This window comes from Streptomyces sp. NBC_00178 (assembly GCF_036206005.1).
Taxonomy (GTDB): domain Bacteria; phylum Actinomycetota; class Actinomycetes; order Streptomycetales; family Streptomycetaceae; genus Streptomyces.
Window position 1 is genome coordinate 5,037,472 of sequence record NZ_CP108143.1, and the last position, 20,319, is coordinate 5,057,790.

The 20,319-nt window shown below is 69.6% G+C and carries 19 protein-coding genes; all 19 read left to right on the forward strand.

Annotated elements, in window-relative coordinates:
• Nucleotides 1–27 precede the first annotated feature (27 nt).
• A complete protein-coding gene (gene rho, locus OHT61_RS22255; RefSeq protein ID WP_329040631.1) occupies nt 28–2,073 on the forward strand; it encodes a transcription termination factor Rho in 2,046 nt (681 codons plus the stop codon).
• 510 nt (nt 2,074–2,583) lie between these two features.
• A complete protein-coding gene (locus OHT61_RS22260; protein ID WP_329040632.1) occupies nt 2,584–4,065 on the forward strand; it encodes a trypsin-like serine protease in 1,482 nt (493 codons plus the stop codon).
• Between the two features lie 346 nt (nt 4,066–4,411).
• Nucleotides 4,412–5,515 (forward strand): LCP family protein, encoded by a 1,104-nt coding sequence (locus tag OHT61_RS22265; protein WP_329040633.1) that lies wholly within the window; start codon nt 4,412–4,414, stop codon nt 5,513–5,515.
• 199 nt (nt 5,516–5,714) lie between these two features.
• Nucleotides 5,715–5,939 carry a 50S ribosomal protein L31 gene (gene rpmE, locus OHT61_RS22270; RefSeq protein WP_056794327.1) on the forward strand — a complete coding sequence of 75 codons (225 nt, stop codon included), beginning with the start codon at nt 5,715–5,717 and terminating at the stop codon, nt 5,937–5,939.
• A gap of 156 nt (nt 5,940–6,095) precedes the next feature.
• Entirely contained in the window at nt 6,096–7,172 is a 1,077-nt protein-coding gene (prfA, locus tag OHT61_RS22275; protein ID WP_329040634.1) for a peptide chain release factor 1, read from the forward strand.
• A 45-nt stretch (nt 7,173–7,217) separates the two neighbouring features.
• Nucleotides 7,218–8,063, forward strand: coding sequence for a peptide chain release factor N(5)-glutamine methyltransferase (prmC, locus tag OHT61_RS22280; protein WP_329040635.1), 846 nt, complete (start codon nt 7,218–7,220; stop codon nt 8,061–8,063).
• 58 nt (nt 8,064–8,121) lie between these two features.
• The gene (locus OHT61_RS22285) at nt 8,122–8,769 is read left to right on the forward strand and encodes an L-threonylcarbamoyladenylate synthase (protein ID WP_329040636.1); all 648 of its coding nucleotides are present in this window, start codon (nt 8,122–8,124) and stop codon (nt 8,767–8,769) included.
• Nucleotides 8,766–9,407: an arsenate reductase/protein-tyrosine-phosphatase family protein gene (locus OHT61_RS22290; RefSeq protein WP_329040638.1), complete on the forward strand. Its 642-nt coding sequence runs from the start codon at nt 8,766–8,768 to the stop codon at nt 9,405–9,407. The genes OHT61_RS22285 and OHT61_RS22290 overlap by 4 nt, the downstream gene beginning before the upstream one ends.
• 139 nt (nt 9,408–9,546) lie before the next feature.
• Nucleotides 9,547–10,827 (forward strand): serine hydroxymethyltransferase, encoded by a 1,281-nt coding sequence (glyA, locus tag OHT61_RS22295; RefSeq protein ID WP_329040640.1) that lies wholly within the window; start codon nt 9,547–9,549, stop codon nt 10,825–10,827.
• Nucleotides 10,828–10,923: 96 nt separating this feature from the next.
• Nucleotides 10,924–12,285: an MraY family glycosyltransferase gene (locus tag OHT61_RS22300; RefSeq protein WP_329040641.1), complete on the forward strand. Its 1,362-nt coding sequence runs from the start codon at nt 10,924–10,926 to the stop codon at nt 12,283–12,285.
• 264 nt (nt 12,286–12,549) lie between these two features.
• Entirely contained in the window at nt 12,550–12,987 is a 438-nt protein-coding gene (locus OHT61_RS22305) for a hypothetical protein (RefSeq protein ID WP_329040642.1), read from the forward strand.
• A 225-nt stretch (nt 12,988–13,212) separates the two neighbouring features.
• Nucleotides 13,213–14,034 (forward strand): F0F1 ATP synthase subunit A, encoded by an 822-nt coding sequence (gene atpB, locus OHT61_RS22310; protein WP_329040643.1) that lies wholly within the window; start codon nt 13,213–13,215, stop codon nt 14,032–14,034.
• 73 nt (nt 14,035–14,107) lie between these two features.
• The gene (atpE, locus tag OHT61_RS22315; protein WP_030672351.1) at nt 14,108–14,338 is read left to right on the forward strand and encodes an ATP synthase F0 subunit C; all 231 of its coding nucleotides are present in this window, start codon (nt 14,108–14,110) and stop codon (nt 14,336–14,338) included.
• A gap of 41 nt (nt 14,339–14,379) precedes the next feature.
• On the forward strand, nt 14,380–14,925 hold the full coding sequence (locus OHT61_RS22320) for a F0F1 ATP synthase subunit B (protein WP_327114582.1): 546 nt from the start codon (nt 14,380–14,382) through the stop codon (nt 14,923–14,925).
• Nucleotides 14,922–15,737 (forward strand): F0F1 ATP synthase subunit delta, encoded by an 816-nt coding sequence (locus OHT61_RS22325; protein WP_329040645.1) that lies wholly within the window; start codon nt 14,922–14,924, stop codon nt 15,735–15,737. The genes OHT61_RS22320 and OHT61_RS22325 overlap by 4 nt, the downstream gene beginning before the upstream one ends.
• 146 nt (nt 15,738–15,883) lie before the next feature.
• The gene (gene atpA / locus OHT61_RS22330; RefSeq protein WP_136328755.1) at nt 15,884–17,455 is read left to right on the forward strand and encodes a F0F1 ATP synthase subunit alpha; all 1,572 of its coding nucleotides are present in this window, start codon (nt 15,884–15,886) and stop codon (nt 17,453–17,455) included.
• 3 nt (nt 17,456–17,458) lie between these two features.
• On the forward strand, nt 17,459–18,376 hold the full coding sequence (locus tag OHT61_RS22335) for a F0F1 ATP synthase subunit gamma (RefSeq protein ID WP_329040647.1): 918 nt from the start codon (nt 17,459–17,461) through the stop codon (nt 18,374–18,376).
• On the forward strand, nt 18,376–19,818 hold the full coding sequence (gene atpD, locus OHT61_RS22340; protein WP_329040648.1) for a F0F1 ATP synthase subunit beta: 1,443 nt from the start codon (nt 18,376–18,378) through the stop codon (nt 19,816–19,818). The genes OHT61_RS22335 and atpD overlap by 1 nt, the downstream gene beginning before the upstream one ends.
• 109 nt (nt 19,819–19,927) lie before the next feature.
• Nucleotides 19,928–20,302 carry a F0F1 ATP synthase subunit epsilon gene (locus tag OHT61_RS22345; protein WP_327114572.1) on the forward strand — a complete coding sequence of 125 codons (375 nt, stop codon included), beginning with the start codon at nt 19,928–19,930 and terminating at the stop codon, nt 20,300–20,302.
• Nucleotides 20,303–20,319: the final 17 nt, after the last annotated feature.

Sequence of the window (20,319 nt, forward strand, 5' to 3'; positions counted from 1 at the left end):
GACGTCCGCTCCAGGGAAGGACCCTTCGTGAGCGACACCACCGATCTGATGGGCGTGACTGCCGACAAGAACGTCGACAGCTCCGTGCCCGCCGAAGGTGCTGCCTCTGGCACCACCGCACGGCGCCGCCGCTCCGGCACCGGCCTCGATGGCATGGTCCTGGCCGAGCTGCAGCAGGTCGCGTCAGGCCTCGGCATCAGGGGGACTGCGCGGATGCGCAAGAGCCAGCTGATCGAGGTCATCAAGGAGGCGCAGGCAGGAGGCTCCTCCTCGCCCGCCCCCAAGGCCTCCGCCGACGCGGACGCCGGCACCAAGCCGAAGCGACGCGCCACGTCCAAGACGCGTACGGGTGACGAGTCCGCCGCAGCGCCCGCCGCCGACAAGGCCGCGGCCCAGCAGCAGATCGACATCCCGGGCCAGCCGGCCAGTGACGACCAGCAGCCCACGGGCGAGCGCCGTCGCCGCCGTGCCACCGCGCAGGCGGGCAGCCCCGAGACCAAGACCGAGGCCAAGGCGGAGACGCAGGCCGAGCCCAAGGGCGAGGGCCGCCAGGACCGCGCCGACGAGCGCGGCGAGACGAAGGGCGACGCGAAGGCGGAGTCCGCCGCGGACACCGCGGAGGGCCGCCGGGGCGACCGCCAGGACGGCCGGCGCGGAGACCGCCAGGACCGCGGCGACCGCCGTGACCGTCAGCGCGACCGGCGCGGCAAGGGCGACGACCAGGGCCAGCAGCAGGGCGGCGGACGCCGTCAGGGCCAGCAGGGCGGCGGCCAGAACCAGGGCCAGGGCGGCCAGAGCCAGCAGGGCGGCGGCGGCCAGCAGGACGACGGTTACGACGACGAGGGCGGCCGTCGCGGACGGCGCGGACGCTACCGCGACCGCCGTGGCCGTCGCGGACGCGACGACTTCGCGACCGACGTGCAGGTCGCGGACGACGACGTCCTGATCCCGGTCGCGGGCATCCTCGACATCCTCGACAACTACGCGTTCATCCGGACCTCCGGCTACCTGCCGGGCCCGAACGACGTGTACGTCTCGCTCGCCCAGGTCCGCAAGAACGGCCTGCGCAAGGGTGACCACGTCACCGGCGCGGTGCGCCAGCCCAAGGACGGGGAGCGGCGCGAGAAGTTCAACGCGCTGGTCCGTCTCGACTCCGTCAACGGCATGGCGCCGGAAAGCGGCCGCGGCCGCCCCGAGTTCCAGAAGCTGACCCCGCTGTACCCGCAGGACAGACTCCGCCTGGAGACCGACTCCAACGTCCTGACCACCCGGATCATCGACCTGGTCGCCCCGATCGGCAAGGGCCAGCGAGGCCTGATCGTGGCCCCGCCGAAGACCGGTAAGACCATGATCCTCCAGGCCATCGCCAACGCGATCACGGTCAACAGCCCCGAGTGCCACCTGATGGTCGTCCTGGTCGACGAGCGTCCGGAAGAGGTCACCGACATGCAGCGGTCGGTGAAGGGCGAGGTCATCTCCTCGACCTTCGACCGCCCCGCCGAGGACCACACCACGGTCGCCGAGCTCGCCGTCGAGCGCGCGAAGCGCCTGGTGGAGCTGGGCCACGACGTCGTGGTCCTGCTGGACTCGATCACCCGCCTGGGCCGCGCCTACAACCTGGCGGCGCCGGCCTCCGGCCGCATCCTGTCCGGTGGTGTCGACTCGACCGCGCTCTACCCGCCGAAGCGCTTCTTCGGTGCCGCGCGGAACATCGAGGACGGCGGCTCGCTGACCATCCTCGCCACCGCGCTCGTCGAGACCGGCTCGCGCATGGACGAGGTGATCTTCGAGGAGTTCAAGGGCACCGGCAACATGGAGCTCAAGCTCGACCGGAAGCTCTCGGACAAGCGCATCTTCCCGGCGGTGGACGTCGACGCGTCCAGCACCCGTAAGGAAGAAATCCTTCTGGGCACCGACGAGTTGGCCGTGGTCTGGAAGCTGCGCCGGGTGCTCCACGCGCTCGACCAGCAGCAGGCCATCGAACTCCTCCTGGACCGCATGAAGAAGACGCAGTCCAACGCCGAGTTCCTGCTCCAGATCCAGAAGACGACGCCGGGCAACGGCAACGACTGACGTCGCACCACCAGCAACGTGGATCTGCCCTCGTCACACCAGTGACGAGGGCAGATCCACGTTGTAGTATCAGCCGCTGTATGTGGGGGGGAACGTATTTTCTATACGCCCACTGTGATGCGGTTCCAGTGGGAGTTTCTCTCCCTTCGAATCCAACTCCCTGGCCACGCTGTTGTGTTGGCCGGGGCGATCGAAGGGATTGCTTCAGTGAAATCCGGCAGACGTAGGGGCTCGAGCGCCTTTGCCGCGACTGTGGCTGCGCTCGCCCTCGGGGCGGCGGCGCTGTCCGTGACGCCCGCGCAGGCAGACGCACCCCGACCGACGGCGAAGCGGAGCGTTCAGCCGCGCACCACCACCTCGCAGGCCGAACTGCTGGAGACCGTAAAGGGTTCTGCGGCTCGGTTGCTCCGCGGTGAATCCGGTGCTTCGGCCGATGCCGACGCCACAGGCGACTCCCAGAGCGTTCCGGAGGCATCGGGACGGACGGTCGACCCGAAGATCATCGGAGGCGTGGCGGCTTCGCTCAGCGAGGCGCCGTGGATGGTGCAGTTGCACTACTACGACGACAAGGGCACCGCCGACACCGCGGACGACGAAGGCTACTTCTGCGGTGGCACGCTCGTGGCCCCCGCGAAGATCCTGACCGCCGCGCACTGCGTGGACGGCCTCGACTGGAAGGCCAACGGCGCCGTCGTCGGCGGCACCACCCAGCTGCCCGAGGGCAGTGACCTCCACGGCGGTACGGCGACGGGTGTCTGGCGGCAGTGGGTCCACCCCGACTACGACGACGCCGGTCTGGATCATGACGTCGCCGTACTGACCTTGAACTCCGCGTTTCCGTACCGGACGCTGCAGCCCGCGGCCTCCGGTGACACGGCGCGCTACAAGACCGGCACGCCCGCGAGCGTCTACGGCTGGGGCCGCACCAGCTCGGCGAGTGAGGACATCTCTCCGGTCCTGCTGAAGGCATCCGTGCCGGTCCAGGCGGACGCCGCCTGCGCCGGATACTTCGGCGGCGATTTCATGCCGGAGAAGATGGTGTGCGCCGGCCAGGCGGCCGGCGGACAGGACGCCGGTACGGTCTCGCCCTGCAACGGCGACTCGGGCGGGCCGCTCGTGGTCGATGGGCGGATCGCCGGAGTCGTCTCCTGGGGTGTGACGGACTGTGTGGCATCAGGTGCCTACAGCGTCTACGCCAAGACCGCCACGTTCGCGGGGCAGGTGAATCCGCGTATCGACGATGCCAACCTCGATTTCGACGACAAGGCGGATCTCTTCGCCCGGGCGTCGACCGGCGAGGGCTTCAACTACTACTCGCGGGGCACGTCGGTCGGTGACCGGGAGTCCGTGGGCGACTGGCAGGGAATCGACCTGGTGCGTCAGGCGGACGTCAACCGCGACTTCTACCAGGACTACGTCTACCGCAACGCGGCGGGAGAGCTGTACTGGTGGGGTTACGACAGCGCCGCGGAGACCTACCTGGACCACAAGATCGGACCCGGCTGGGGCAGCCTGCGCAACATCACCCTGACGGGAGATGTGACGGGCGACGGCCTTGTGGACCTGACGGCCAACGACTCGGCGGGCAAGCTGTGGCTGTGGACGGGACGCGGGAACGGTACGTTCGCGGCCAAGTCCCAGATCGGCGTCGGCTGGAGCACGTACCAGGTCTACGGCAGGGGCGACTACAGCGGGGACGGCAAGCCGGACCTGATCGCCCGCGACTCCAGCGCGGTGCTCTGGATGTACAAGGGGACCGGTTCCGCCTCCGCTCCGTTCTCCGGACGGGTCAAGGTGGGCAGCGGCTGGAACTTCACCGCGTACGCCACCACCGGTGACGTGACGGGCGACGGCCGCGCCGACTTCATCGTTCGTGACACCGCGGGCGCGCTCTGGGCCTACAAGAGCACCGGCTCCGCCACTGTGCCGTTCGCGACCGCGGAGCGGGTCAGACTCGGCGTGGGCTGGGGTTCGTACAGTCTCCTCGGTTAGACCTGATCCGCCGCATGCCGTGAACGCCGGCCCCGGACCCCTGCGGTCCGGGGCCGGCCGCACGCCGGGGACCGCCCTCGTCTCCGCCGGGAGACGTTTCCCACAGCGGGTCGGTGACCGGGGCGGAGCGAAAAGGCTGGGCAATGGTCCGGGAAATCGCAGGTGGGGGGCGTGACGCAGGTCCGGCCCCGGAGCACGGCGAACCCTCGTGTCCGCACCGTCGCCCGTGTCGTGCCCCGGTTCGCCTGTGCCACTCTTTTCCCTGCTCCGGCTCCGGCGCAGCGCCGGAGCCCACGACTGAATCTCCTGGCGGGGACCAGGGAGCACCGCTGAACGAGGGAGTCCCATGAGCGAACAGAGCAGGAGCACCGGCCGAATACGCGGCACCGGCAGCCGCCGGAAGAGGGCCTCCAAGGGCCGCCGCGTGAAGACCCTCGCCCTGTGGGGCGCCGCCGGCCTGGTGGTCCTCGGGGGAGCCGGGGCCGGATACGCCTACGTCACGCTCAACGGGAACCTCGAGGCCGTCGACATCGACGCCGCGCTCGGCAGCGACCGTCCGCACGACGCCGACGACGGATCCGAGGACATCCTCGTGCTCGGTTCGGACTCCCGCTCCGGGGCCAACTCGCAGTACGGCGAGGACGGGGGCGGTGCCCGGTCGGACACCGCGATGGTCGTGCACGTCAACCGGGGCCACACCTCGGCGAGTGTGGTCTCCGTCCCGCGCGACACCCTCGTCGACCGCCCCGCCTGCGCGAGCGACACCGGCGGCGGGCAGGTCGGCGCGGAGCACCACGCCATGTTCAACACGGCGTACGAGGTCGGCGGACCGGCCTGCGCGGTGAAGACCGTCGAGGCGATGTCGGGCATCCGCATGGACCACTACGTGGAGGTCGACTTCACCGGGTTCAAGAAGCTCATCGACGAGCTCGGCGGCGTGGAGATCACCACCTCGCAGGCGATCGACGACCCCGACAGCCACCTCGCGCTGAAGCCCGGCACCCACACCCTGAGCGGCGAGCAGTCCCTCGGCCTCGTCCGTACCCGGCACGGCGTCGGCGACGGAAGCGACCTGGGCCGCATCCAGTTGCAGCAGGCGTTCGTGAAGGCCCTGATGGACCAGGCGAAGAGCGTCGGGGTGTTCTCGAGCCCGAAGACGCTCTTCGGGCTCGCGGACGCGGCCACCAAGGCGCTCACCACCGACTCCGGGCTGGCCTCGGTCAAGAAGCTCACGGGTTTCGCCGACGGGCTCAAGGGCCTCGGCTCCCGGCACGTCGACATGGTGACGCTGCCCGTCGAGTACGACCCGGAGGATCCCAACCGCGTGCTTCCCCAGGAGAAGGCCGGAGAGCAGGTGTGGGCGGCGCTCAAGCAGGACAAGCCGGTTCCGGCCTCCGCCACGGCGGAGTCGGCCGGCGACAAGGGCGGGGCCGGAACGGTCGTGCGCTAGGAACGCGCCGGGCTCCCGGCCGACCGCTTTCCGTCACCGCGCGGTCGCCCAGCGTTCCCCGCGGGCGGGGGGAATACACACGGCCGGGTCCTCGTTTTGGGAGATACGGCCGGTCCTGGCAGACTGGTACGTCGGCCCCGGTTCACGGACGCGCAATCCGCGCGAACGACCCGGAGCCCTCCCGAACCTAGGAGACACCTTGAAGCGCGAGATCCACCCCCAGTACGTCGAGACGCAGGTCAGCTGCACCTGTGGTGCGTCGTTCACCACCCGGAGCACCCTCGAGGGCGGCGCCATCCGCGCCGACGTCTGCTCCGAGTGCCACCCGTTCTACACGGGCAAGCAGAAGATCCTCGACACCGGCGGCCGCGTGGCCCGCTTCGAGGCCCGCTTCGGCAAGGCTGCCGGCTCCGCCAGCAAGTAGCGAGCCACTGCGCCGGTTCCCGACGCCCTCCAACGGGCGCCGGGACCGGCGTTTTTTCCGGCTCCGCCGCCGGTCGTCCCTCCCCGGGGCGCACCGGCGGCGGCCCGCCGCCCAGGCAGCCCGCAGACGTATGACGCAGAAACCAGGAGCCCGAAGATGTTCGAGGCGGTCGAGGAACTGATCGGCGAGCACGCCGATCTCGAGAAGAAGCTCGCCGACCCGTCGGTCCACGCCGACCAGGCCAACGCGCGCAAGCTCAACAAGCGCTACGCGGAGCTGACCCCGATCGTCTCCACGTACCGGTCCTGGAAGCAGACCGGCGACGACATCGGGACCGCGCGCGAATTCGCCGCCGACGACCCGGACTTCGCCGCCGAGGTCAAGGTGCTGGAGAAGCAGCGTGAGGAGATCACCGAGAAGCTCCGGCTCCTGCTCGTCCCGCGCGACCCCAGCGACGACAAGGACGTGCTGCTGGAGATCAAGGCGGGAGCGGGCGGCGACGAGTCGGCCCTCTTCGCCGGCGACCTGCTGCGCATGTACCTGCGCTACGCCGAGCGCGTGGGCTGGAAGACCGAGATCATCGACTCCACCGAGTCCGAGCTCGGCGGATACAAGGACGTCCAGGTCGCGGTCAAGACCAAGGGCGGCAACGGTGCGACCGAGCCCGGCCAGGGCGTCTGGGCGCGGATGAAGTACGAGGGCGGCGTGCACCGCGTGCAGCGCGTGCCCTCCACCGAGTCCCAGGGCCGCATCCACACCTCGGCCGCCGGTGTGCTCGTCACGCCCGAGGCGGAGGAGGTCGACGTGGAGATCCACGCCAACGACCTCCGCATCGACGTCTACCGCTCCTCCGGCCCCGGCGGCCAGTCCGTCAACACCACGGACTCCGCGGTGCGCATCACGCACCTGCCGACCGGCGTGGTCGCCTCCTGCCAGAACGAGAAGAGCCAGCTCCAGAACAAGGAGCAGGCCATGCGCATCCTGCGCTCCCGCCTGCTGGCCGCCGCCCAGGAGGCCGCCGAGCAGGAGGCATCCGACGTGCGCCGCAGCCAGGTGCGCACCGTGGACCGGTCCGAGAAGATCCGGACGTACAACTTCCCGGAAAACCGCATCTCGGACCACCGCGTCGGCTTCAAGGCGTACAACTTGGACCAGGTGCTCGACGGCGACCTCGACGCGGTCATCCAGGCCTGCGTCGACGCCGACTCGGCAGCCAAGCTCGCCTCCGCGTAAGCGCCACCGCCCCGCCCCGCTCGTGAACCCGTACGGAGAACCGCGATGAACCTGCTGCTCGCCGAGGTGGCCCAGGCCACCCAGCGGCTGGCCGACGCCGGTGTCCCCTCCCCGCGATTCGACGCCGAGGAACTCGCCGCGTTCGTGCACGGGGTCAAGCGGGGCCAGCTGCACAACGTGCCGGACGCCGACTTCGACGCCCGCTACTGGGAGACGATCGCGCGCCGCGAGGCCCGCGAGCCGCTCCAGCACATCACCGGCCGCGCCTTCTTCCGCTACCTCGAACTCCAGGTGGGCCCCGGGGTCTTCGTCCCCCGCCCGGAGACGGAATCGGTCGTCGGCTGGGCGATAGACGCCGTCCGCGCGATGGACGTCGTCGAACCGCTGATCGTCGACCTGTGCACCGGATCGGGCGCGATCGCCCTCGCCATGGCGCAGGAGGTCCCGCGCTCGCGCGTGCACGCCGTCGAGCTGTCCGAGGACGCCCTCAGGTGGACCCGGAAGAACGCCGAGGGGTCCAGGGTCACCGTGCACCGCGGCGACGCCCTGAGCGCCCTCCCGGAGCTCGACGGCCAGGTCGACCTGGTGATCTCCAACCCGCCCTACATCCCGCTCACCGAGTGGGAGTACGTGGCGCCCGAGGCCCGCGACCACGACCCGCAGATGGCGCTGTTCTCCGGCGAGGACGGACTCGACACCATCCGCGGCATCGAGCGCACCGCGCACCGGCTGCTCCGCCCCGGCGGGCTCGTCGTCATCGAGCACGCCGACACCCAGGGCGGCCAGGTGCCGTGGATCTTCACCGAGGAGCGGGGCTGGGCCGACGCCGCCGACCACCCCGACCTGAACAACCGGCCCCGGTTCGCGACCGCCCGCAAGGCCATGCCGTGACCACCGGGACGCCCGGACCGCACGACCCCTACCCGTACATGCCCGAGGAGGCCGGCTGATGGCACGGCGATACGACTGCAACGACGCGACCGACCGTACGACCGGCCTGCGTGAAGCCGCGTCCGCCGTCCGCCGCGGCGAACTGGTCGTGCTGCCCACCGACACCGTCTACGGCATCGGTGCGGACGCCTTCAGCACCGAGGGCGTCGCCGACCTCCTCGACGCCAAGGGCCGCGGCCGCAACATGCCCACCCCCGTCCTGATCGGGTCCCCGAACACCCTGCACGGCCTGGTCACCGACTTCTCCGAGCAGGCGTGGGAGCTCGTCGACGCGTTCTGGCCCGGCGCCCTCACGCTCGTCGCCAGGCACCAGCCGTCGCTCCAGTGGGACCTCGGCGACACCCGCGGCACCGTCGCCGTCCGGATGCCCCTGCACCCCGTCGCCATCGAGCTGCTGACGGAGGTCGGCCCGATGGCCGTCTCCAGCGCCAACCTCACCGGACACCCCTCTCCCGAGGACTGCGACGCCGCCCAGGACATGCTCGGCGACAGCGTCTCCGTCTACCTCGACGGCGGCCCGACCCCCGGCATCGTGCCGTCCTCGATCGTCGACGTCACCGGCAGGATCCCCGTGCTGCTCCGGGCCGGCGCACTCTCGGCCGAGGAACTCCGCAAGGTGGTACCCGACCTCGAGGTGGCCAATTGACCGCCCCTGAGGGGCGTGGCATAGCGGGGCAGCACGACGCCTTCCGCATCCTCCACGTCAGCACCGGCAACGTCTGCCGCTCGCCCATCACCGAGCGGCTGACCCGCCACGCCCTCATGGACCGCCTCGGTGATCCGCTGAGCGGCGGACTCATCGTGGAGAGCGCGGGCACCTGGGGACACGAGGGCGCGCCCATGGAGGCCAACGCCGAGGTCGTCCTCGCCGACTTCGGCGCCGACGCCTCCGGCTTCGTCGGCCGCGAACTCCTCGACGAGCACGTGATCCGCGCCGACCTGGTGCTGACCGCCACCCGCGACCACCGGGCCCAGGTCATCTCCATGGGCCACTCCGCGGGCCTGCGGACCTTCACGCTCAAGGAGTTCACCCGGCTGGTGCGGGCCATAGACCCCGCGACCCTGCCCGACGCCCGCGAGGAGGGCGTCGTCGAGCGCGCCCGCGCGCTGGTGCGCGCCGCGGCGGCCCTGCGCGGCTGGCTCCTCGCGCCCACCGCCGAGGCGGACGAGGTCTACGACCCCTACGGCGCCCCGATCACGTTCTTCCGTTCCATCGGCGACGAGATCAGCCAGGCGCTCGACCCCGTCATGACGGCCCTGACCGGGGTCCGCGCCCCCCACTGAAGGACCGCCGCCCCGCGCACTCCGCACCCGGGTGCGCCGACCGGCGTAGAGGGCCGCACGGCAGCGGGCAGGCAGCCCCGGGCGGGCCTACATTGGATCCGACGCCAGTGCACCCCTCCCTCAGGCCCGGAGCCGTCAGATGCCGGTCACCACGCCCCTCGCACCCGCAGCCGTCCCCCCGCCGGACACGACCCTGCCGCAGGACTTCCGTGCCCTGCTCCGCCAGGACCCGGAGATCGGCGGCATCCTGCTGGCCGAGGCCGGCCGGCAGGCGAGCACCCTCCAGCTGATCGCCGCCGAGAACTTCACCTCGCCCGCGGTCCTCGCGGCCCTCGGCTCCCCGCTCGCCAACAAGTACGCCGAGGGCTACCCCGGAGCCCGCCACCACGGCGGCTGCGAGCAGGCCGACGCCGCCGAGGGCCTCGCCGTCCGGCGCGCCACGGCGCTTTTCGGGGCCGAGCACGCCAACGTCCAGCCGCACTCGGGGTCCTCCGCCGTCCTCGCCGCGTACGCCGCGCTGCTGCGCCCAGGCGACACGGTGCTGGCCATGGGCCTTCCGTACGGCGGCCATCTCACCCACGGCGCCCCTGGGAACTTCTCCGGGCGCTGGTTCGAGTTCGTGGGCTACGGCGTCGACCCCGACAGCGGCCTCATCGACTACGCGCAGGTGCGCGCCCTCGCCCGGGCACGGCGCCCCAAGGCGATCGTCTGCGGCTCGATCTCCTACCCCAGGCACCCCGACTACGAGCTGTTCCGGGACATCGCCGACGAGGCCGGCGCCTATCTCATCGCCGACGCGGCCCATCCCATGGGACTGATCGCCGGGGGAGCGGCGCCCAGCCCGGTGCCGTACGCGGACGTGGTCTGCGCGACGACGCACAAGGTGCTGCGCGGGCCCCGCGGCGGCATGATCCTCTGCGGCGTCGAACTGGCCGAGCGGATCGACCGCGCGGTGTTCCCCTTCACCCAGGGCGGCGCGCAGATGCACACGGTCGCGGCGAAGGCGGTCGCGTTCGGCGAGGCGGCGACCCCGGCGTACGCGGTGTACGCCCACCGGGTCGTCGCGCACGCCCGGGCGCTCGCGGCCGCCCTGGAGGCCGAGGGCTTCGAGGTGACCACGGGCGGCACGGACACCCACCTCGTCGTCGCCGACCCCGCCCCCCTGGGCGTGGACGGCCGCACGGCACGCGAGCGGCTGTGCGCGGCGGGGATGGTCCTGGACACCTGCGCGCTGCCCTACGGGGACGCGCGCGGCATCCGGCTCGGCACGGCCGCGGTGACCACCCAGGGGATGGACGAGGACGACATGGCGCGGATCGCCGGGCTGTTCGGCGCCGCCGTGCGTGAGGAAGGCGACACGGGCCGGCTGCGGGCAGACGTGCGCGCGCTGGCCGAGCGCAATCCGCCGTATCCGGGGTAGCCGGACCATGTGCAACCATCACCCGTGGCTCGGTGTCCTCGTTCATGAGACTAGGGTGTGGGGCTGAGATGGCCGGCGAAATCTGTGGGGCAGCCCGTGCGTGATTACCTGCTGACGCTCTGTGTCACGGCCGCAGTTACCTATCTGCTGACCGGACCCGTGCGGAAGTTCGCCATCGCGGTCGGAGCGATGCCCGCGATCCGAGCGCGCGACGTACACCGGGAACCGACTCCTCGGCTCGGTGGCATCGCCATGTTCGGCGGACTGTGCGCCGGCCTGATCGTCGCGGACCACCTGTTCAACCTGAACGGTGTCTTCGAACTCTCCAACGAGCCCAGGGCGCTGCTCTCCGGTGCCGCCCTGATCTGGCTGATCGGTGTCCTGGACGACAAGTTCGAGATCGACGCCCTGATCAAGCTCGGCGGACAGATGATCGCCGCCGCGGTCATGGTCATCCAGGGTCTGACGATCCTGTGGCTGCCCATCCCCGGTGTCGGCACGGTCGCGCTCACCCAGTGGCAGGGCACGCTCCTCACGGTCGCCCTGGTCGTGATCACCATCAACGCGGTCAACTTCGTCGACGGCCTGGACGGCCTCGCGGCCGGCATGGTGTGCATCGCCTCCGCGGCGTTCTTCCTGTACACCTACCGCCTCTGGTACGGGTACGGGATCGAGGCCGCGGCCCCCGCGACGCTCTTCGCCGCGATCCTGATGGGCATGTGCCTGGGCTTCCTGCCGCACAACATGCACCCCGCCCGGATCTTCATGGGGGACTCCGGATCGATGCTGATCGGCCTCGTCCTGGCCGCCGGCGCCATCTCCGTCACCGGTCAGGTCGACCCGGACACGATGAAGCTCTTCGAGGGCAGCGAGCGGCAGGCCACCCACGCGATGCTCCCCGTCTTCATCCCGCTGCTGCTGCCGCTCACGATCATCGCGATCCCGGCCGCCGACCTCGTGCTGGCCATCGTGCGCCGCACCTGGAACGGGCAGTCGCCGTTCGCCGCCGACCGCGGGCACCTGCACCACCGGCTGCTGGAGATCGGGCACTCGCACAGCAGGTCCGTGCTGATCATGTACTTCTGGTCCGCGCTGATCGCGTTCGGCGCCGTCGGCTACTCGGTGCACTCGGCCTCGCTGTGGATCGTGCTGGTCATCGTCGGACTCAGCGCCGTCGGCCTGATCCTCCTGCTCATGCCGCGCTTCACCCCGCGCGCGCCGCGCTGGGCCGAGGCGTTCGTACCGCCCCGCTACCGGCGCCGCAGGCGCGCGGCTCACCCCGAGGACCCCGCCACGGAGGCCCTCGACGGCCAACACGGGCCGGGCGGCTCGGAGATGGCCTCCCCGGTACCGGAACGCGCCCCCGTGGCCGTGGGAGTGTCCGGCGTCAACGGCGCGACGGCCATCGGCCCCCGTTCGCGCTTCGCGGATCGGGACCGGGCCGACTCGTCACGCTGACGGACACGGTGCAGACGCGCCGATACCAGACAAACCGCTGTGACGTGCTGCACAGACGCGCGAAGTAACCCTCACGTGTGACAGCTGGCACACTTTCTGAGTAAAGACCTCATCAAATAGTTTGTGATAGCGTTCACGAAGCCCGGTGATGAAGCCGAAGGACCTGAGTAGCACGGTCCATTGGTCCGAAACATCCCTCTCGGTCCGGGCCTACGCTCGTCCCTGACGACCACTGCCCACCCCCTGCCATGCGGAGCAACCGCCATGCCGTCCAACGACGTCCGGACCCTCCTTCAGACCGCCGTGCCCACTGCTGCCGCCGGCGTCGTCGCCGCTGCTGTCAGCGCCGGCGTCGCGGGCGGCAAGGGGGCCCTGGGTGCGGCGGTCGCGACGCTGGTCGTGATCCTCTTCATGGGGATCGGGCTCGTGGTCCTGCAGCGGACCGCCAGGTCCCTCCCGCACCTGTTCCAGGCCATGGGGCTGATGCTGTACACGGCGCAGCTCCTCCTTCTGTTCATCTTCGTCGCCGTGTTCAAGGACACGTCGCTGTTCAACCCGAAGGCCTTCGCGATCACCCTGGTCGCGACGACTCTCGCGTGGATCGGCGCGCAGGCGCGTGCGCACATGAAGGCCAAGATCCTTTACGTCGAACCCGAGTCCAGCGACGCCCACCAGCCCAAGAAGACGGGCTCGTCGGCGTGATGGGTAGGGCCGGAATAAGGGCGCTCACCGGAGCCTGCTATCGTCCGGTTTCAACTGCGGCACTGCGGGCGCGGGCATGTGAGCTGACGCCTGCTCGATCGCGAGGCTCATTGCCTGACTGCCGCTCACACATCCGTAACACCAGTCCAGTGCCGAACCGCGGCCGCGTGCCGCGCCGACACATCGAGGTTGCCGTACCTATGCGCCACGCTGAAGGAGCCCGCGGTGAGTGCTGACCCGACACAGGTGCTCGCCTTCGAGACCGATTGCCACATCTTCGACGGTTGTGGTTTCCCGGCACCCGGCCTGCACTCGTTCCTGTTCGAGCCCCTCTGGGGAGACGCGGACAGCAACCTGTACTTCAACAAGCCGATGCTGCTGGCCCTGCTCGGCTCGGTCATCATCGTCGGTTTCTTCTGGGCTGCGTTCCGCAAGCCCAAGATGGTCCCCGGCAAGCTGCAGTCGGTCGCCGAGATGGGCTACGACTTCGTCCGCCGCGGCATCGTCTACGAGACGATCGGCAAGCGCGAGGGCGAGAAGTACGTCCCGCTGATCGTCTCGCTGTTCTTCTTCGTCTGGATGATGAACCTCTGGTCGATCATCCCGGTCGCCCAGTTCCCCGTGACGTCGATCATCGCGTACCCGGCGGTACTGGCCCTGATCGTGTACGTGCTCTGGGTCAGCCTGACCTTCAAGCGGCACGGATTCGTCGGCGGCTGGAAGAACATCACCGGCTACGACAAGTCGCTCGGCCCGGTGCTCCCGCTGGCGATGCTGATCGAGTTCTTCTCGAACCTGCTGGTCCGGCCGTTCACGCACGCGGTGCGACTCTTCGCGAACATGTTCGCCGGTCACACCCTGCTGCTGCTGTTCACGATCGCCAGCTGGTACCTGCTCAACGGCATCGGTATCGCCTACGCGGGCGTCTCGTTCGTCATGGTCATCGTGATGACCGCGTTCGAGCTCTTCATCCAGGCGCTGCAGGCGTACGTCTTCGTGCTCCTGACCTGCACCTTCATCCAGGGCGCGCTCGCCAAGCACCACTGAGCATCCCGCTCCTGCCCCTCAGTCGTCCGGTGGCCAACCCCCACCGGTCCGTGAAAGAGAAGGAAGAACTGGCATGTCCCAGACCCTTGCTGCCGTCAGCGGCTCCCTCGGTTCCGTCGGTTACGGCCTCGCCGCGATCGGCCCCGGCGTCGGCGTCGGCATCATCTTCGGTAACGGCACCCAGGCTCTCGCCCGTCAGCCCGAGGCTGCCGGTCTCATCCGCGCCAACCAGATCCTCGGCTTCGCCTTCTGTGAGGCGCTCGCCCTCATCGGTCTGGTCATGCCGTTCGTCTACGGCAAGTGATCTGCGGATCAACGACCGCCCACTAGACGAAAGGCACTGATATGAGTCAGCTGCTTACGGTCGCGGCCGAGGAGATGGAAAATCCCCTCATCCCGCCGATTCCAGAGCTCGTCATCGGCCTCATCGCCTTCGTCATCGTCTTCGGCTTCCTCGCCAAGAAGCTCCTCCCGAACATCAACAAGGTTCTGGAAGAGCGTCGCGAGGCCATCGAAGGCGGTATCGAGAAGGCCGACGCGGCCCAGACCGAGGCCCAGAGCGTTCTTGAGCAGTACAAGGCTCAGCTCGCCGAGGCCCGCCACGAAGCCGCCCGTCTGCGCCAGGAGGCGCAGGAGCAGGGTGCCGTCATCATCCAGGAGATGAGGGCGGAAGGTCAGCGGCAGCGCGAAGAGATCATCGCCGCCGGCCACGCCCAGATCGAGGCGGACCGCAAGGCCGCGGCCTCGGCGCTGCGTCAGGACGTGGGCACCCTCGCCACCGCTCTGGCCGGCAAGCTCGTCGGCGAGTCCCTCGAGGACCACGCCCGGCAGAGCGGAACCGTCGACCGGTTCCTCGACGAGCTCGAGGCGAAGGCCGAGGCCGTCCGATGAACGGAGCGAGCCGCGAGGCGCTGGCCGCCGCACGCGAGCGCCTCGACGCACTGACCGACAGCACGTCGGTCGACGCGGCGAAGCTCGCCGAGGAGCTGGCAGCCGTCACCGCGCTGCTCGACCGCGAGGTGTCTCTGCGCCGGGTCCTCACCGACCCGTCGCAGGGCGGCGAGGCGAAGGCCGAGCTGGCCGGACGGCTGCTGAGCGGTCAGACGAGCGGCGAGACCGTGGACCTGGTCTCCGGCATGGTCCGCTCCCGCTGGTCGCAGTCGCGTGACCTGGTCGACTCGGTCGAGGAGCTGGCGAACACCGCAGACCTCACCGCCGCCCAGCGCGCGGGCGTCCTCGACGACGTCGAGGACGAGCTGTTCCGGTTCGGCCGGATCGTCGGTTCCGACAAGGACCTGCGTTCCGCGCTCACGAGCCGCACGGCGTCGGCCGCCGCCAAGAGCGAGCTGCTCCGCAGCCTGCTCACCGGCAAGGCGCAGTCCGTCACCGGGCGTCTCGTCACCCGCCTGGTGATCCAGCCGCGTGGACGTAGCCTGGAAGCGGGACTGGACTCCCTGGCCAAGCTGGCCGCGGAGCGCAGGGACCGCATGGTCGCCGTCGTCACCTCCGCGGTGCCGCTGTCCGACCGGCAGAAGCAGCGCCTCGGCGCCGCTCTGGCGAAGATCTACGGCCGGCAGATGCACCTGAACCTCGATGTGGACCCCGAGGTCCTCGGCGGGATCACGGTGCGCGTCGGTGACGAGGTCATCAACGGCACGATCGCGGAGCGCCTCGCCGAGGCGAACCGCCGGATGGCCCGCTGACACCGCGCGACGTACGACCCGCACCAACTGAACGAGCAAGAACAGCGGCCCGGTTGGGCCGTGCAGAAATTGCAGAAGATTCCTGGGGGTCGCCCCCAGACCCCCTTAAGAAACTTCGGGCCCAACAAGGAGAGCAGGGAACCCAGATGGCGGAGCTCACGATCCGGCCGGAGGAGATCCGGGACGCACTGGAGAACTTTGTCCAGTCGTACCAGCCGGACGCGGCCTCGCGCGAGGAGGTCGGTACGGTCAGCGTTGCCGGCGACGGCATCGCGAAGGTGGAGGGTCTGCCCTCCGCCATGGCGAACGAACTGCTGAAGTTCGAGGACGGGACCCTCGGTCTCGCCCTCAACCTCGAAGAGCGCGAGATCGGTGCGATCGTCCTCGGCGAGTTCAGCGGAATCGAGGAGGGCCAGCCGGTGCAGCGCACCGGTGAGGTGCTCTCCGTCGGCGTCGGCGAGGGCTACCTCGGCCGCGTCGTCGACCCGCTCGGCAACCCGATCGACGGTCTCGGCGAGATCGCGACCGAAGGACGTCGCGCCCTCGAGCTGCAGGCCCCTGGCGTCATGGTCCGCAAGTCGGTGCACGAGCCCATGCAGACCGGCTACAAGGCCGTCGACGCGATGGTGCCGATCGGCCGCGGCCAGCGTCAGCTGATCATCGGCGACCGTCAGACGGGTAAGACCGCTCTGGCCGTCGACACGATCATCAACCAGCGCGACAACTGGCGCTCGGGCGACGTGAACAAGCAGGTGCGCTGCATCTACGTCGCCATCGGTCAGAAGGGCTCCACCATCGCCTCCGTGCGCGGTGCCCTCGAAGAGGCCGGCGCGCTCGAGTACACGACCATCGTCGCCGCCCCGGCGTCCGACCCGGCCGGCTTCAAGTACCTGGCGCCGTACACCGGCTCGGCCATCGGCCAGCACTGGATGTACGACGGCAAGCACGTCCTCATCATCTTCGACGACCTCTCGAAGCAGGCCGACGCCTACCGCGCCGTGTCGCTTCTGCTGCGCCGTCCGCCGGGCCGCGAGGCCTACCCGGGCGACGTCTTCTACCTGCACTCGCGTCTGCTGGAGCGCTGCGCCAAGCTCTCCGACGACATGGGCGCCGGTTCGATGACGGGCCTCCCGATCGTCGAGACCAAGGCGAACGACGTGTCGGCGTTCATCCCGACCAACGTCATCTCCATCACCGACGGCCAGTGCTTCCTGGAGTCCGACCTGTTCAACGCGGGTCAGCGTCCGGCGCTCAACGTCGGTATCTCGGTCTCCCGAGTCGGTGGATCCGCCCAGCACAAGGCCATGAAGCAGGTCTCCGGCCGACTGCGCGTGGACCTCGCCCAGTTCCGTGAGCTGGAGGCGTTCGCCGCCTTCGGTTCCGACCTGGACGCGGCCTCGAAGGCGTCGCTGGAGCGCGGTAAGCGCATGGTCGAGCTGCTGAAGCAGCCGCAGTACGCCCCGTTCCCGATGGAGGAGCAGGTCGTCTCCGTCTGGGCCGGCACCACGGGCAAGATGGACGACGTCCCGGTCGAGGACATCCGCCGCTTCGAGAGCGAGCTGCTGGAGTACCTGCGCCGTGAGCGCAAGGACCTCCTGACCAGCATCGCCGAGGGCGGCAAGATGTCCGACGACACGCTGCAGTCGATCGCCGACGCGATCGCCGCCTTCAAGCAGCAGTTCGAGACCTCGGACGGCAAGCTCCTGGGCGAGGGCTGATCGATGGGCGCTCAGCTTCGCGTTTACAAGCGCCGCATCCAAGCCGTCACCGCGACCAAGAAGATCACCAAGGCGATGGAGATGATCGCCGCCTCGCGCATCGTCAAGGCGCAGCGCAAGGTGGCGGCGTCGATGCCGTACGCGACCGAGCTCACCCGTGCGGTGACCGCGGTCGCGACCGGCTCGAACACCAACCATCCGCTCACCACCGAGGCCGAGTCCCCGGCCCGGGCGGCGGTCCTGCTCCTCACGAGCGACCGCGGTCTGGCCGGCGGCTACTCCTCCAACGCCATCAAGGCGGCGGAGCGGCTCCGGGAGCGGTTGGCGGCCGAGGGCAAGGAGGTCGACACGTACATCGTCGGCCGCAAGGGCGTCGCGTACTACGGCTTCCGTGAGCGCAAGGTCTCGGAGTCGTGGACCGGGTTCACGGACAGCCCCGAGTACTCGGATGCCAAGAAGATCGCCGAGCCCCTCATCGAGTCCATCCAGAAGGACACGGCCGAGGGCGGCGTCGACGAGCTGCACATCGTCTTCACGGAGTTCGTGTCGATGATGACGCAGAACGCGGTCGACGGCCGGATGCTGCCGCTGTCGCTCGACCAGGTCGCGGAGGAGAGCACCGAGAAGGGCGAGATCCTTCCGCTGTTCGACTTCGAGCCGTCGGCGGAGGACGTCCTCGACGCCCTTCTGCCGCGCTACGTCGAGAGCCGTATCTACAACGCACTGCTGCAGGCCGCCGCTTCCGAGCACGCCGCCCGCCGTCGTGCGATGAAGTCGGCGACCGACAACGCCGGGGACCTGATCAAGAGCCTCTCCCGGCTTGCCAACGCGGCCCGCCAGGCCGAAATCACCCAGGAAATCAGCGAGATCGTCGGCGGTGCAGGTGCGCTGGCCGACGCGTCCGCGGGGAGTGACAAGTAATGACGACGACAGTTGAGACGGCCGCTGCCACGGGCCGCGTCGCCCGGGTCATCGGCCCGGTCGTCGACGTGGAGTTCCCCGTCGACGCCATGCCGGAGATCTACAACGCCCTGCACATCGAGGTCGACGACCCGGCCGAGGCCGGCGCTCGTAAGACGCTGACCCTCGAGGTCGCCCAGCACCTGGGTGACGGCATGGTCCGCGCGATCTCGATGCAGCCCACCGACGGTGTGGTCCGCCAGTCGCCGGTGACCGACACGGGTGCGGGCATCACCGTCCCCGTCGGTGACATCACCAAGGGCAAGGTGTTCAACACCCTCGGTCAGATCCTGAACGAGCCGGAGGCCGAGGCGCAGATCACCGAGCGCTGGCCGATCCACCGCAAGGCCCCGGCCTTCGACCAGCTCGAGTCCAAGACCGAGATGTTCGAGACCGGCCTGAAGGTCGTCGACCTGCTGACCCCGTACGTCAAGGGCGGCAAGATCGGTCTGTTCGGTGGTGCGGGCGTCGGCAAGACGGTCCTCATCCAGGAAATGATCATGCGTGTGGCGAAGCTGCACGACGGTGTGTCGGTGTTCGCCGGTGTCGGCGAGCGCACCCGTGAGGGCAACGACCTCATCGACGAGATGACCGACTCGGGCGTCCTGGAGAAGACCGCACTGGTCTTCGGCCAGATGGACGAGCCGCCGGGCACCCGTCTGCGGGTCGCGCTGTCCGCCCTGACCATGGCGGAGTACTTCCGCGATGTGCAGAAGCAGGACGTGCTGCTCTTCATCGACAACATCTTCCGCTTCACGCAGGCCGGTTCCGAGGTCTCCACGCTGCTCGGCCGCATGCCGTCCGCGGTGGGCTACCAGCCGACCCTGGCCGACGAGATGGGTGTGCTCCAGGAGCGCATCACCTCGACGCGTGGTCACTCGATCACCTCGATGCAGGCGATCTACGTCCCCGCGGACGACCTGACCGACCCGGCCCCGGCCACCACGTTCGCCCACCTCGACGCGACGACGGTTCTCTCCCGTCCGATCTCCGAGAAGGGCATCTACCCGGCCGTGGACCCGCTGGACTCGACGTCCCGCATCCTGGACCCGCGCTACATCGCGCAGGACCACTACGACACGGCCAGCCGCGTCAAGGGGATCCTGCAGAAGTACAAGGACCTCCAGGACATCATCGCGATCCTCGGTATCGACGAGCTGGGCGAGGAGGACAAGCTCGTCGTCCACCGTGCCCGTCGCGTCGAGCGCTTCCTGTCGCAGAACACCCACGCCGCCAAGCAGTTCACCGGCCTGGACGGTTCGGACGTCCCGCTCGACGAGTCGATCGCCGCGTTCAACGCGATCTGTGACGGGGAGTACGACCACTTCCCCGAGCAGGCGTTCTTCATGTGCGGTGGCATCGAGGACCTGAAGGCCAACGCCAAGGAGCTCGGCGTCTCCTGAGCCTCCGGCTCACCGAGGGGGGTGGGTGTGTCCCGCCCCCCTCACCACGCCCCGTAGAATCGAACCGACACCCGGCACGACCGCCGGGTGGTGACCCGAGGAGCCACCCTTGGCTGCTGAGCTGCATGTCGAGCTGGTCGCCGCGGACCGTAGTGTCTGGTCCGGCGAGGCCACCCTCGTTGTCGCACGTACCACGTCCGGCGACATCGGCGTCATGCCCGGTCACCAGCCGCTCCTGGGTGTGCTGGAATCGGGCCCCGTCACGATCCGTACGAGCGACGGCGGGACCGTGGTGGCCGCTGTGCACGGCGGTTTCATCTCGTTCGCGGACGACAAGCTCTCGCTGCTCGCGGAGATCGCGGAGCTTGCGGACGAGATCGACGTCCAGCGTGCCGAGCGTGCGCTGGAGCGTGCGAAGTCCGACACGGACGCGGGCGCCGAGCGCCGCGCGGACGTGCGACTGCGTGCGGTGGCGGCGCACTGAGCGCCCCCACGAAGAGT

Coding starts and splice junctions, on each gene's coding strand:
- OHT61_RS22265 (WP_329040633.1), top strand. CDS start 4,412: ATGAGCGAACAGAGCAGGAGCACCGGCCGAATACGCGGCACCGGCAGC.
- prfA (WP_329040634.1), top strand. CDS start 6,096: ATGTTCGAGGCGGTCGAGGAACTGATCGGCGAGCACGCCGATCTCGAG.
- prmC (WP_329040635.1), top strand. CDS start 7,218: ATGAACCTGCTGCTCGCCGAGGTGGCCCAGGCCACCCAGCGGCTGGCC.
- OHT61_RS22285 (WP_329040636.1), top strand. CDS start 8,122: ATGGCACGGCGATACGACTGCAACGACGCGACCGACCGTACGACCGGC.
- glyA (WP_329040640.1), top strand. CDS start 9,547: ATGCCGGTCACCACGCCCCTCGCACCCGCAGCCGTCCCCCCGCCGGAC.
- OHT61_RS22305 (WP_329040642.1), top strand. CDS start 12,550: ATGCCGTCCAACGACGTCCGGACCCTCCTTCAGACCGCCGTGCCCACT.
- atpE (WP_030672351.1), top strand. CDS start 14,108: ATGTCCCAGACCCTTGCTGCCGTCAGCGGCTCCCTCGGTTCCGTCGGT.
- OHT61_RS22320 (WP_327114582.1), top strand. CDS start 14,380: ATGAGTCAGCTGCTTACGGTCGCGGCCGAGGAGATGGAAAATCCCCTC.
- OHT61_RS22325 (WP_329040645.1), top strand. CDS start 14,922: ATGAACGGAGCGAGCCGCGAGGCGCTGGCCGCCGCACGCGAGCGCCTC.
- atpA (WP_136328755.1), top strand. CDS start 15,884: ATGGCGGAGCTCACGATCCGGCCGGAGGAGATCCGGGACGCACTGGAG.
- OHT61_RS22335 (WP_329040647.1), top strand. CDS start 17,459: ATGGGCGCTCAGCTTCGCGTTTACAAGCGCCGCATCCAAGCCGTCACC.
- atpD (WP_329040648.1), top strand. CDS start 18,376: ATGACGACGACAGTTGAGACGGCCGCTGCCACGGGCCGCGTCGCCCGG.